Annotated in this window: 9 protein-coding genes; 8 read left to right on the top strand and 1 reads right to left on the bottom strand. The window is 39.9% G+C overall.

Going from position 1 to position 13600, the window contains the following annotated elements:
- Nucleotides 1-28 precede the first annotated feature (28 nt).
- Both proB and secA read left to right on the top strand, forming a co-directional pair.
- Entirely contained in the window at nt 29-1150 is a 1122-nt protein-coding gene (proB, locus tag DC083_RS06760) for a glutamate 5-kinase (RefSeq protein ID WP_109189461.1), read from the top strand.
- A gap of 277 nt (nt 1151-1427) precedes the next feature.
- Nucleotides 1428-4298: a preprotein translocase subunit SecA gene (gene secA / locus DC083_RS06765; protein WP_109189462.1), complete on the top strand. Its 2871-nt coding sequence runs from the start codon at nt 1428-1430 to the stop codon at nt 4296-4298.
- A gap of 152 nt (nt 4299-4450) precedes the next feature.
- Here secA and DC083_RS06770 read toward each other — a convergent pair whose 3' ends face one another.
- Nucleotides 4451-5353: a hypothetical protein gene (locus DC083_RS06770; protein WP_109189463.1), complete on the bottom strand. Its 903-nt coding sequence runs from the start codon at nt 5351-5353 to the stop codon at nt 4451-4453.
- Nucleotides 5354-6127: 774 nt separating this feature from the next.
- On the opposite strand from DC083_RS06770, the gene DC083_RS06775 reads away from it, so the two are divergent.
- The 6 genes from DC083_RS06775 to DC083_RS06800 all read left to right on the top strand — a co-directional run bounded on the left by DC083_RS06775 (nt 6128) and on the right by DC083_RS06800 (nt 13096).
- Nucleotides 6128-7333, top strand: a complete 1206-nt coding sequence (locus tag DC083_RS06775; protein ID WP_109189464.1) for an efflux RND transporter periplasmic adaptor subunit — start codon at nt 6128-6130, stop codon at nt 7331-7333.
- Nucleotides 7334-7364: 31 nt separating this feature from the next.
- Nucleotides 7365-9323 carry a MacB family efflux pump subunit gene (locus tag DC083_RS06780; RefSeq protein WP_229822341.1) on the top strand — a complete coding sequence of 653 codons (1959 nt, stop codon included), beginning with the start codon at nt 7365-7367 and terminating at the stop codon, nt 9321-9323.
- A gap of 147 nt (nt 9324-9470) precedes the next feature.
- Nucleotides 9471-9860, top strand: coding sequence for a succinate dehydrogenase, cytochrome b556 subunit (gene sdhC, locus DC083_RS06785; protein WP_109189465.1), 390 nt, complete (start codon nt 9471-9473; stop codon nt 9858-9860).
- 13 nt (nt 9861-9873) lie between these two features.
- Nucleotides 9874-10275, top strand: a complete 402-nt coding sequence (sdhD, locus tag DC083_RS06790) for a succinate dehydrogenase, hydrophobic membrane anchor protein (protein WP_026878077.1) — start codon at nt 9874-9876, stop codon at nt 10273-10275.
- Between the two features lie 162 nt (nt 10276-10437).
- On the top strand, nt 10438-12240 hold the full coding sequence (gene sdhA, locus DC083_RS06795) for a succinate dehydrogenase flavoprotein subunit (protein WP_109189466.1): 1803 nt from the start codon (nt 10438-10440) through the stop codon (nt 12238-12240).
- Nucleotides 12241-12319: 79 nt separating this feature from the next.
- Nucleotides 12320-13096, top strand: a complete 777-nt coding sequence (locus DC083_RS06800) for a succinate dehydrogenase iron-sulfur subunit (RefSeq protein WP_026878075.1) — start codon at nt 12320-12322, stop codon at nt 13094-13096.
- The last annotated feature ends 504 nt before the right edge of the window (nt 13097-13600 follow it).

Consider the following 13600-nt stretch of genomic DNA (forward strand, 5'->3'; position numbering starts at 1 on the left):
AATTTGGTTAATAGAATAATTGGGGAGAATGCGCATGAAGGGCGTAGAGAAACAAGTGTGGGTTGTGAAAATTGGAAGCGCTATGATCACTAATGATGGTCGTGGCGTTGATGAAGCAAGAATTCATCATTGGTGTGAACAAGTGGCTAAACTACATGAAAAAGGGATTCAAGTGGTGCTTGTTTCATCAGGGGCGGTAGCGGAAGGAATGAAGCTTTTGAAGTGGCATGAGCGTCCGCAGTTTTTAAGCGAATTACAAGCGGCGGCTTCTGTTGGGCAATCTTCCCTTATTCGAGCTTGGAGTCGAGGATTTATGCCATTTAATCTTAATGTAGGGCAAATTCTATTGACCCATGAAGATGCAGCAGATCGTCAGCGTTATCTCAATATTAAAAATACAATTAATACGCTATTACAATATGATGCTGTACCCGTTATTAACGAGAACGATACGATCTCTTTTTCAGAGATTAAGTTTGGCGATAATGATACCTTAGGGGCGCTTGTTGCGAATCTCATTGAAGCGGATAACTATATTATTTTGACGGATCAAGAGGGCGTTTATGAAGCAGATCCACGCAAAAATCCTGATGCCAAGATGATTCATGAAGCCGATGCCCATGATGAGCGGTTATTAGGCATGGTAACGAGTGAAGGTGGAAAATTTGGAACAGGGGGTATGTACACTAAGATTACCGCCTCTCATATTGCGGCAACATCGGGTACGAATACCTATATTGTGAAAGGTGATCGTCCGAATGCCTTATTAGATATTGCAAATGCAGCCAAAGTAGGTACAAAGTTGAAAGCCGACGGCTCTGTGATTGCTGCGAAAAAGCGTTGGATGCTGGCTCAGAAACAGATTAAAGGACATTTGGTTATTGATGATGGTGCGGTGAAAGCGATGCTAGAAGATGGTAAGAGCCTGTTACCTATCGGAGTGATTGCTGTAGATGGTAATTTTGACCGGGGCGATATTGTTGTCTGTATTGACCAAGAGGGGCGGGAAATTGGTCGGGGACTGAGTAATTATCATTCATTAGAAATTGAGAATATCTTACGAACGCCTTCCTCTGAAATTGTTGATAAGCTCGGCTATATCATCACAGATGAGTTAATTCATCGAAACAATTGGGTTGAAACACAATAATTTCACCCCATATTGATAATTAGCAATTAAATTTAACTGTAAAATCAGGTATTATAAGGGGCTAAATTTATAGTCTAGCAAGTTACTATTTTTTCTATGCCAATAATATCTCTTATATATCTCTCATCAATAATAAACGGATGTAGGTTCATTAATAAGTCACAGATAGAGTAGAGATGGGTTAACAAGTAGGAAAAGGTAGGAAGAATCTAGATTTATAATTGAAATAATAGTCACAAATAGAATAACAACAACATTGAATTGGTAAAGGTCTCAAATGATTAATAAATTAATCCGAAAAATCTTTGGTACACGCAACGACCGCATGATTAAAGAAGCGAAGCGTTATGTGATGCAAGTGAATGCACTAGAAGAAAAAATGCGTGCCATGTCGGACGAGGAGCTTAAGGGACAGACTAATCTCTTTAAAGAGCGCCTAGCCAAAGGTGAGACCTTAGATGATCTACTTCCTGAAGCTTTTGCAGTCATGCGTGAAGCATCATTCCGTGTATTAGGAATGCGTCACTATGATGTACAGTTGATCGGTGGTTATATGCTACATAAAGGGCGTATCGCCGAGATGCGTACCGGTGAAGGTAAAACATTGGTCGCAACGCTTGCGGTTTATCTGAATGCGATCGCCGGCAAAGGCGTTCATGTTGTGACGGTGAATGACTATCTTGCTCGCCGTGATGCTGAGTGGATGGGGCAAGTATACAACTTCTTAGATTTAACCGTCGGTGTGATTGTTTCGAATCAATCATTAGAAGAGAAAAAAGCGGCTTATCAAGCAGATATCTCATATGCCACGAATAATGAATTAGGCTTTGATTATCTACGAGATAATATGGTCTTTGATATGAGCCAAAAGGTACAACGCCCGCTCTATTTTGCAGTGATCGATGAGGTGGATTCAATCTTAATCGATGAAGCAAGAACACCACTCATCATTTCAGGACCTGTTGAGGGCGGTGCTGAGCTCTATCACGCTGTTAATAAACTTATTCCGCATCTTAAAAAGCCTACAGAAGATGGACCTGTCGATTTTGAGATCAATGAGAAAGATAAACAGGTTAACCTTACAGAAGAGGGACATCAACACCTCGAATCACTTCTAGTGGAAGCGGAGTTATTGAAAGAGGGCGAGAGCCTCTATGATAGTCAAAACTTAAAACTCTATCATCACGTTGATAACTGCTTACGTGCACACTATATTTTCCACAAGGATGTCGATTATATCGTCGAAAAAGGCGAGATTGTTATCGTGGATGAGCATACCGGCCGTACGCTTGCCGGTCGTCGTTGGTCAGATGGGCTACATCAAGCGATTGAAGTGAAAGAAGGGGTTGAAGTTAAACCTGAGAACCAAACACTTGCATCTATTACATTCCAAAACTACTTCCGTATCTATGAAAAATTAGCGGGTATGACCGGTACAGCGGATACAGAAGCACCAGAATTCTTAGAAATCTACGGTTTAGAAGTAGTGGTTATTCCGACAAATCGCCCCATTCAGCGTAAAGATTATGGGGATCTCATCTATCTCACTCAAAAAGAGAAATATGAAGCGATCATCAAAGATATTCAAGATTGTTATACCCGTAAGCAACCTGTGTTGGTGGGAACCGCTTCTGTTGAAGTTTCAGAATTAATCTCTGATCTTTTGAAAGCTGAAAATATTCCACACGAAGTTTTAAATGCTAAACAACATGAACGAGAAGCATATATTGTCGGGCGTGCAGGTATTCCAGGTGCGGTGACAATTGCCACTAATATGGCAGGTCGTGGTACGGATATCGTGCTTGGTGGTAATGTGAAGTTAGAAGAGGAACTCTATCTTGCTGAAAATCCGAATGCGACAGAAGAAGAGTTGAAAGCACTTCGTGAAAAAGCGAAAGAGCGTCAGAAAGAGGTGCTCGAGCTTGGCGGTTTACATATTATCGGGACAGAGCGCCATGAATCTCGTCGTATCGATAACCAGCTTCGTGGTCGTGCAGGTCGTCAAGGAGATGTTGGCTCCTCACGTTTCTATCTATCACTTGATGATCATCTAATGCGTATCTTTATGAATCCTAAAATGCGTAGCTTAATGGCAAGTTTAGGGATGGGTAATGGCGAAGCACTTGAACATCGTATGATTACCCGTTCTATTGAAAATGCCCAGCGTAAAGTAGAAGGTCATAACTTTGATATCCGTAAAAATCTTCTTCAATATGATGATATTGCTAACGATCAACGTAAGATTATCTATCAACAACGGGATGATATCTTGAAAGCAGAAGATATTAGTAATGCCGTTAAGATGATGCGCGAGCAAGTATTTGCGGAGATTGTAGAGAAATATGTACCTGCACAAAGTTATGCAGAGCAGTGGGATCTGGAAGGTCTTACTGATATCCTTAATAAAGAATTCCGTATTGAAATTGATTTCACTAAGATGCTTGCCGATAACCCTAATTTAACGGAAGAAGAGATCTATAATACGATTATTGCGGAAAGTGAACGTATTTATGAAGAGAAGAAAAAACAGGCGAATGCGGATGTTGATCCAACGCAATTCCGTCGTTTTGAAAAATCTGTTCTATTGGAAGTACAAGATTCACAATGGAAAGAGCATCTTGCGGCGATGGATTATCTCCGTCAAGGAATTCAACTTCGCGCCTATGGACAACGTCGTCCTGAGCAAGAATATAAGCGTGAATCCTTTATTCTCTTTGAAGAGATGCTCCATCAAATTCACTACAAAACAATTCGCTTCTTAAGTAATATCGTGATTCGGGTAGAGAAACCTGAAGAAGTGCAAGAGACATTGCAAGCACCTGCAGAAGCTGAAAGTAAAGTAATTCAAGGCTCAATTACCAATGCAGCAGATATTGATCGTTTAGTCGATGAAATTGGTACTATTCAAGAAGAAGGGATTGCCGATACTGAAAAAGCGATTTTAGATGATATCCAATCTGGCGCACTAGATGCGAAAAAAGGGGATAATGAACCATGTCCTTGTGGTTCAGGCAAGCCTTATTCACAATGTCATGGTGCGATTGAATTAAATGAAAAAGAGCATGATCTTTTCCATATTGGTCGCAATGATCCTTGTCCTTGTGGTTCAGGTGCTAAGTATAAAAACTGTCATGGTAAGATTCGTTAATAGGCTCAAGTTTAGAGTCATTAGATCTTATAATCTGTAGCCTGTTCGATGAAAATGATTGAATCGAAGAGTAGCAGATAGACAAAGAAGAGATAAAAGAAACCGCTAATAGTCATCAGATTATTAGCGGTTTTATTTGATTTGGTTGAAACTTATAACGCTTTAATATGCTGATTTAATTGTCCTCGAGCTCGCTCTATATCAATGTTTCCTTCAAAGAATTTTGGATCCATGACTTCAATTTTGGCATACGGGATTTGATGCATTTTAAAGAGATGCTCTAAGCGTTGTGTCGTTAGTGCATAGGTTTGGTAATCTTGTAGATAATCTTTCATCGCAACATCATAGATGGAAGGGTGTGCTACATAAAGCGCAACTTCATCGAGTTTCCAATAGAGTGTGTGCCCACTGCCTAATGTGCGAAGCGTTTCAGTTTGATCGAAAATGACCGCTTGAATGACTTGCCATAACTCTTCTAAACCAATTTGAATCAGTTGTGATGCAAATAGGCCATTGAGATCAGCCAGGGTCACTATGGAGATATTATTAATATTCTGATTGAATGCTGCTTCAAATTGATCCACAGCCTCTTGATTAAGATGAGCTTTAGTAATGAGCTCATTCTCTAACTGTGTAATAAAGTCCTCTGCCTCGGCATTATCAGGCATTACAACAGTGAAAGGGAGGACTTCTAGCGGATCGGCAAATTGGTTGAGTTCTTTATTGAAAATCGGAATCTCAAATTGATCAGAGCTTGTGCCAATACCAATCACTAATGGTTTAAAGTTATTAGCCCGAAATCGAATTTTAGATATTTCAAAGAGCTGGGTATAGATTGGGAAATTAGGGCGAATAATTTGATGAAGATGGTAGATAGAGCCTATACCAATCAGCCCATACTCTCTAATTTGCGGGAAATATTGTGCAATATTTTGCCCGATAGTATGCAGTAATTCGGTAGCTTGTTCTTTATTAAGATAATGTGCCTTTTCATCAGGTTTGGGCTGATGTTCGATAACGACAGCGAGGTCGATTGTTCGAAGTCTGTTTTCCATATATATCCTTACTTCAATCGCAGAGTCTTTGCGACATTAAATGGGAGCGTTACTATAATGATTAGGAGTCAGCCATTCAACTGATCACTGTTTATCGCTTTATAGGCAACCGTAGCAAAATCAGACCGTTGTCATCGCGTGATTAATATGTCGCTCAAATCATTAGATCTAGATTAAATACTGTTGTGACTCGAGAAATACTCGTTGAATGGTACTAAAAAATGTTGAATTTAGCATTGTACGTCTTTATATGGCCAAACGGCAAATCCCTTTCATTCTTTAATCTATGGGATTCTGTAAGTAGGTAGTTTACATATATTGGCAATAACCTGCCAATAACGCCAACTAAATGAGAATAAATATTAAATGTATCAGTATGCTATTTATGTATAGAGGTAGTTTCGTTATACTATTGGTTGTCATAAGGTGGTGTGAGTGATGTGGGAATTAGAGATGACAAACTGAGATGGAATTTCTCTTGCTTTAATGAAGATTTATACACTATATTTATACATATAATGTTGTGTTGTTATTGTCAAATTATTCAAGATGTTAAGCTCATCTTAAGTTTCACATCATATAAATTAAGAGAATGTAATACTGACTCACGAGGTATTGATTCAAATAGATAATGATTCACGAGCGCTGATGATCACTTTGTAACTCTGCAAAAGCTCTCATTGAAATACCTACTAGCCTGAATGGCTGATAGTTGATTAAAAATAAGAACAAAATATAAAACTCAATAAATAGAGACTAAAATAGATTTTTACTATGAAAAAATATCGTAAATGGATTGTAAGCTTGGTCGTCATTGCTCTTGTAGCTACTGTAGGGTATATCTATTTGAAGCCAGAAGAGCGGATTAATTATCTCACTGCGCCTGTTGAGCGTGGAGATCTTGAGGTGAGCATTTTAGCTTACGGTAAGATGGAAGCATCACAGCAAGTAGATGTGGGAGCACAGGTTTCAGGGCAAATTCAAAAAATGCATGTCACGCTAGGAGAATCTGTAAAAAAAGGGGAGCTGCTTGTTGAAATCGACGACTTACCACAGCAAAATGCGCTTCGAGATAGTGAAGCCCGGTTGAAAAATATGATCGCCTCAAAAGTTGCTAAAGAAGCACAACTGATTAATGCCCGTATTAATCTTGAGCGTCAGAAGAACCTCATTAAGAATGGCGCTACTACGCAATCTGAATATGATTTAGCAGAAGCAAATTTAAAGGTCTATGAGGCGGAAGTAGAAGCTCTTGTGGCACAAATAGCCCAAGCACAAATTGCACTGGATACCGCTGAAATTGATCTGGGGTATACCAAAATTACATCACCGATGGATGGCGTTGTCGTTGCAACGGTGGTAAAAGAGGGGCAGACAGTAAACTCAACACAAACGGCACCGACAATTGTCAAAGTAGCGGATCTTTCAGTGATGACGATCAAAGCGCAAATATCTGAAGCGGATGTGACAAAGCTCTATCCTGGTATGAAGGCTTACTTTACGATTTTAGGGGAGCCTGATCAGCGCTATGAAGCGGTATTACGGCAAATTGAGCCAGCAACGGAGACGTTTCAAACGACAACAGGTAATGCGGTAACAAACTTTACAGAAGCGGTCTATTACAACGGTCTTTTTGATGTAGAAAACCCTGATCATAAATTTTATATTGGAATGTCGACGCAGGTCTATATTGTATTAGATGATGCAGAGAATGTCTTGAAAATCCCTGTGTCTGCACTTCGTTTTAAACCTACTCAAGGTGTCATAACGGGAAAAGCGCCGGAAGGAATGCGTTGGATTTGGGTATTAGAAGATCAAGCACATGGGAAAATTGCACCTCGAGCGATTAAAACCGGAATCTCTAATAATATTGCCGTAGAAGTGATTGAAGGATTAAAAGAAGGGGAAGCGGTCATTACCGCAGAATCAACGGGAACGGTTCCTGCGGTCAGTGGTGGACCAATGGGTCGAAGACGATAGATCATCTGTGATAAAGAATAGAGGCTATATAATGAACAACATTCCTATGATTGAGCTCACAGATCTGCGCCGGCGTTTTCGTTCTGGAGATACTGAAGTTGAAGTTTTAAAAGGGATTAACCTTTCGGTAGAGAAAGGGGAGTTTATCGCTATTATGGGCTCTTCGGGCTCAGGTAAATCAACGCTGATGAATATTATCGGTGGGCTTGATTATCTTTCCGATGGTAGCTATCGATTTAATGGCAAAGAGATTACTCACTACGATGAAGATGAATTAGCAGAGCTACGTCGTGAGCATTTTGGGTTTATATTTCAACGTTATCATCTTCTCAATAGCTTAACCGCTGAGGGTAATGTGGAGATGCCGGCAATCTATTCAGGAATGCCGGGACAGCTTCGTCATGAACGGGCAGTTTCGCTTTTAAGTCGATTAGGATTAGAGGAACGTGTTCGTTACTATCCTACGCAATTATCCGGTGGGCAGCAGCAGCGGGTCAGTATTGCACGAGCCCTAATGAACGGTGGTGAGATTATTCTTGCAGATGAACCTACCGGTGCACTTGATAGTGAGAGTGGAAAAGCAGTGCTTGAGATTTTGAAAGAGCTTAATGAAGCCGGTCATACCATTATAATGGTTACGCATGATCCTGAAGTAGCGGCGCATGCAAAACGAATTATTGAAATTAAAGATGGGGAGATTATCTCTGACCAGCTTCAATCTGAACAGAAGGATAAAATTGCAGATATAGAGCCTCTTTCTTGGAAGCGAGCATCAGGTTTAACACACATTTGGCTTCGGTTATCGAATGCCTTTAAGATGGCTATTGTATCGATGATGATGCAGCGGTTACGAACCTTTTTAACGATGCTCGGTATTATTATCGGTATTGCCGCGGTAGTGCTAGTGATCGCTTTAGGGAGAGGATCTACTGACCAAATTATTGCAGATATTCGGCAGATGGGGACCAATACGCTGACCGTTTACCCTGGTACAGGATTTGGTGATCGGCGCTCTCAAAGTATTGATTCTCTACAACCAAGAGATGTGGAAGCTTTAAAGCAACTTCCCTTTGTTCATAGTGTAACGCCGCTAGTATCGAGCTCTGTGGAGGCAAGATATGGCAATATTTCAGCTATTAATACACAAGTTCAAGGCGTTGGTACACAATTTTTTGATGTTCAAGGCTATGACATCACCGAGGGAATTGCCTTTGATGAGGAGAGTGAAAAAAATTTAGCGCTTGAAGCTGTCATCGATAACAATACGGTTAAGACTTTCTTTCCCAATGGTGAAGATCCCCTAGGGAAAGTGATTATTTTAGGGGCTTTACCGGTTCAAATCATTGGTGTAGCCACCTCGAAATCCCAAGGCATGTTTAGTAGTGAAAATATGACGATCTGGATTCCTTATTCAAGTGCAATGCATAGAATGACCGGTGGAACGTCGCTTCGTAATATCACTGTACGAGTAGATGATGGTGTTGATATGAGCCTAGCGGATAAGAGTATTACAGATGTATTGATGGATCTGCATGGTAAAAAGGACTTCTTTATCTACAACGCCGATGCTATTAAAGAGATGGTAGAATCTACCACACTTATTATGCGAGTACTGATTACTTCAATTGCTTTAATTTCACTATTAGTGGGCGGTATTGGAGTAATGAATATTATGTTGGTATCTGTTGCTGAGCGTACCAAAGAGATCGGGATGAGAATGGCGGTAGGAGCTCGTAAAAGTGATATTTCTCAGCAATTTTTAATTGAATCGGTACTAGTTTGTCTTTTAGGGGGGATTATAGGCTTATCGTTAGCACTTGCAGTAGGTTTCTTGATACAACAGGCCGGAAGTGTTATTCCATTAAGTTTTTCTATCCCCTCGATTATTTTCTCTTTTTTAGCTGCATTTTTAATAGGCATTATTTTTGGTTATTTTCCCGCAAAAAAAGCAGCTGAACTTGCACCGATTGAGGCACTTGAACGTTCGTAGATTTAATAATTCAATAATTTATATAATAATATGCAAAATATCTAGACTATTTATTACGTTCTGATTGAAAAAGCTATCATAAATTGGCAAACTGATCTAACTTAGGTTTAATTTGTAATATCTATTTTTTATTATTGGAGTTTATCTATGAGTCAAAATAAGCGGCCTTTGTCGCCTTTTATGCTCGGTAGCGACTATAAATTACAAGTCACTTCGGTGATGAGTTTTTTACATCGTGCATCCGGTGCAGCGCTCGTATTAGTTTTACTAGTACTCGGTGCTTGGTTTATCGCTCTTGCAGCTGGGCCTAAAGCTTTTGCAACAATGACAGCGGTGATTACTAATCCTTTAATGGCATTACTCGTGATGGCAGGTACATTTGCAGCCTGTTACCATTTCTGTAATGGTATCCGTCATCTATTCTGGGATGCGGGAAAAGGGGTTGACATTGAATCTGCGAAAAAAAGTGCAAAGATTGTAAAAATTGCCGCACCTGTATTAGCAGTTCTTCTTATTCTTGTTGGTTTAGTTGCATAGGAGCTATTGAAATATGAAACGTTATCAAACTCCTCTAGGCCGCGTAAAAGGTCTCGGCTCTGCTCATGCAGGTTCTAGTCACTGGTTAGCACAACGTGTTACAGCTGCTGTTTTGGCGGTTCTTTTTTTATGGTTTGCTTTTTCATTCGCAAGCCTCTATGGGAAAGAGTATCTTGAAGTAATGGTTTGGGTGGGTACCCCATTTAATACAGTATTACTCGTCACCTTGATTGTAACAGCGATCTATCATGCGATTTTAGGTCTGCAAGTTGTCATTGAAGATTATGTACATAAAGCATGCCAACGTACTATCTTGATCAACGCAATGCGTGTGATTTTATCGATTATTGGCCTTGCAATTGTATGGGCAATTATTCGTGTAGGATTAGTTGTCAGCACAATGATGATCCACTAAATACTATCTCTTAATATTCCCTAATATCCTAATTGATATAGTCTAAGAAGTAACAGGATGATGCTTCTTAGTAAGGTTTGTAATTCGATAAATTACACCTAGCAATATTCAGAGATACAATAGTTTCATTTTAATAGAATAAAAATCTCGAGGTTTTAATCGATGAGTAACTTAAAAGAGTATAAAGATTATAAAATTCAAGAACACGTCTATGACGTTGTTGTTGTAGGTGCCGGTGGTGCGGGTCTTCGTGCAACACTTGGTATGGCAGAAAAAGGCCTTAAAACAGCCTGTGTGACTAAAGTATTCCCGACTCGTTCTCATACTGTAGCGGCGCAAGGCGGTGTATCTGCAGCCCTTGGTAATATGGGTGAAGATGATTGGCGCTGGCATATGTATGACACAGTAAAAGGTTCTGACTGGTTAGGTGACCAAGATGCAATTGAGTACATGTGTCGTGAAGCAATTCCTGCGATTTTAGAGCTAGAGCATTATGGTTTACCATTCTCTCGTACAGAAGAGGGTAAAATTTACCAACGTCCTTTCGGTGGTATGACTACAAACTTCGGTGAAGGCCAAGCGCAAAGAACTTGTGCAGCGGCGGATAGAACAGGGCATGCAATGCTTCATACGCTCTATCAACAATCTCTTAAACACAATGCAGAATTCTATATCGAATATTTCGCAATCGATCTTTTAATGGATGAAGGTGAATGTCGTGGTGTTGTAGCTTGGGATTTAGCGGAAGGTACAATGCATGTATTCCGTTCACAAATGGTTGTGCTCGCAACAGGTGGTTACGGTCGTGCTTACTTCTCAGCAACCTCTGCGCATACTTGTACTGGTGATGGTAACGGTATGGTGGCTCGTGCAGGTTTACCGCTTCAAGATATGGAATTCGTTCAGTTCCATCCTACAGGTATCTATGGCGCTGGCTGCTTAATCACTGAAGGTGTTCGTGGTGAGGGTGGCTATTTAACCAACTCAAATGGTGAGCGCTTCATGGAGCGTTATGCACCGAATGCTAAAGACCTTGCTTCTCGCGATGTTGTTTCACGTTCAATGCTCATTGAAATCCGTGAAGGCCGTGGTGTGGGACCTAAGAAAGATCATATCTATCTTCACCTTGAGCACTTAGGGCCTGAAGTGATCGAAGAGCGTCTTCCAAGTATTGCAGAAAGTGCTCGTATCTTTGCTGACGTTGATGTTCGTAAAGAGCCAATCCCTGTAATTCCTACAGTTCACTATAATATGGGTGGTATTCCAACGAATTACCATGCGGAAGTTGTCACATTGAAAGATGGTAATCCAGATACAATTGTCCCAGGGTTGATGGCGATCGGTGAAGCTGCTTGTGTCTCTGTACATGGTGCGAACCGTTTAGGTTCTAACTCACTACTTGACCTTGTTGTCTTTGGTCGTGCTGCCGCAAATCGTGCAGCTGAGATCTTAACACCAAATGGTCCACATAAGCCGCTTGATAACCAAAAAATCATCGATATTTTAGATCGTTTTGACAAGATCCGTTATGCTGATGGTTCAATTTCAACAGCAGCACTTCGTGATAAGATGCAACGAGCAATGCAGGAAGATGTATCTGTATTCCGTATGCAAGAGACTCTCGAAGATGGGGCAAAACGTGTAGAAGAAGCCTATCAACAATTTAATGACATAAAAGTGCATGATCGTAGTTTAATCTGGAACTCAGATCTCGTTGAGACTTTAGAATTATCAAACCTTTTAACCTGTGCTTTGATGACTGTAAAATCTGCGGTTAATCGTACAGAATCTCGTGGTGCACATGCTCGTGAAGATTATCCAAATCGTGATGATGTGAATTGGATGAAACATACATTGGCATGGGTGGATGATAAAGGAGATGTCACTATTGATTATCGTCCTGTTCATGCTTACACCTTAACAGATGAAGTTCAATATATTGAGCCAAAAGAGCGTACTTATTAATGTCGTAATGCTGAATCTCAATCAGCAATTAATGTTGCGACACAATGAATAAGACAGGTTAAATAAAAGGAAAAGTATTATGGCTGAATTTAAATTACCCGCAAATTCGGTTGTTAAAGAAGGTAAATTCTTTAAAAACGAAGAAGCGAAAAATAAAAGAGTCTTTAAAATCTATCGTTGGAATCCAGATACTGGAGAAAATCCACGTTATGATCGTTATGAAGTAGATCTTGATGCTTGTGGTCCTATGATTCTTGATGCGTTACTTCTCATCAAAAATACCATTGATCCAACGTTAACACTTCGCCGCTCATGTCGTGAAGGGGTTTGTGGTTCATGTGCGATGAATATTGATGGAACAAATACATTGGCATGTACTAAAGCGATTAGCTCTGTGCCTGAAGGTGAGATCAAGATCAATCCATTGCCACATATGCATGTTGTAAAAGATCTAGTGCCAGATTTAACGCACTTCTATGCACAATATGCATCAATTAAGCCTTGGTTACAAACTGATACAGCAACGCCGCCACGTGAGCGTTTGCAATCTATCGAAGAGCGCCGGAAGCTAGATGGTTACTATGAGTGTATTTTATGTGCTTCATGCTCAACCTCTTGCCCAAGCTATTGGTGGAACTCAGATAAATATTTAGGTCCTGCGGTATTACTACAGGCTTATCGTTTTATCTCTGATAGTCGTGATGAACATACGGGTGAGCGTTTAGATGAATTAGAAGATCCATTTAAACTCTATCGTTGTCACACAATCATGAACTGTACTAATACCTGTCCAAAAGGCTTGAATCCTGCAAAAGCAATTGCAGAAATCAAGAAGTTAATGGTTGCAAGACACTAATATTAAGTATCTAAAATAGATAATAATTTAGCATTAGAGAAGAGCGTTGTGTAGTTCACAACGCTCTTTTTTATGGTTTACAGATTGATGGGATTTGAGTGAATGTTGTATGCAATATCGGTTCAAAATAAACTTATTCAAATGCCGGTGCATTGGTTGTAAGAAATAAGAGAGCTGTTCTATCCGGTATCTTGCAAGTGTTGTTTACTACAGTTTATGTTCTGTTAAAACCAATAATAGCTGTTTAAAAGCCATTTTTCTTAAACTAAATTTACGATAAGTTGAGAAATTGCCATTGAAATGACTACAAACGTGGGTTTGCTATAAAAAATTTAACAACCAAGAATATCCTAATCTGAAAGAACTATATTATTAGAGGTAAGTCATCCTGATTAGAACCAAGTCCCCGTTTCTAGTGATCATTATTGAATGAAGTAACGAGTAGGAAAGATACTTACATAAAAAAAGAGCTAGCCGTTGCGCTAACTCTTTCTAATTTTTGAG

Source organism: Ignatzschineria ureiclastica (genome assembly GCF_003121845.1).
Lineage (GTDB): Bacteria > Pseudomonadota > Gammaproteobacteria > Cardiobacteriales > Wohlfahrtiimonadaceae > Ignatzschineria > Ignatzschineria ureiclastica.

Bases quoted from the DNA above. Each gene is read 5' to 3' on its own strand.
- proB (WP_109189461.1), top strand. From the start codon at position 29: ATGCGCATGAAGGGCGTAGAGAAACAAGTGTGGGTTGTGAAAATTGGA.
- sdhD (WP_026878077.1), top strand. From the start codon at position 9,874: ATGAAACGTTATCAAACTCCTCTAGGCCGCGTAAAAGGTCTCGGCTCT.
- sdhC (WP_109189465.1), top strand. From the start codon at position 9,471: ATGAGTCAAAATAAGCGGCCTTTGTCGCCTTTTATGCTCGGTAGCGAC.
- DC083_RS06780 (WP_229822341.1), top strand. From the start codon at position 7,365: ATGAACAACATTCCTATGATTGAGCTCACAGATCTGCGCCGGCGTTTT.
- secA (WP_109189462.1), top strand. From the start codon at position 1,428: ATGATTAATAAATTAATCCGAAAAATCTTTGGTACACGCAACGACCGC.
- DC083_RS06800 (WP_026878075.1), top strand. From the start codon at position 12,320: ATGGCTGAATTTAAATTACCCGCAAATTCGGTTGTTAAAGAAGGTAAA.
- sdhA (WP_109189466.1), top strand. From the start codon at position 10,438: ATGAGTAACTTAAAAGAGTATAAAGATTATAAAATTCAAGAACACGTC.
- DC083_RS06775 (WP_109189464.1), top strand. From the start codon at position 6,128: ATGAAAAAATATCGTAAATGGATTGTAAGCTTGGTCGTCATTGCTCTT.
- DC083_RS06770 (WP_109189463.1), bottom strand. From the start codon at position 5,353: ATGGAAAACAGACTTCGAACAATCGACCTCGCTGTCGTTATCGAACAT.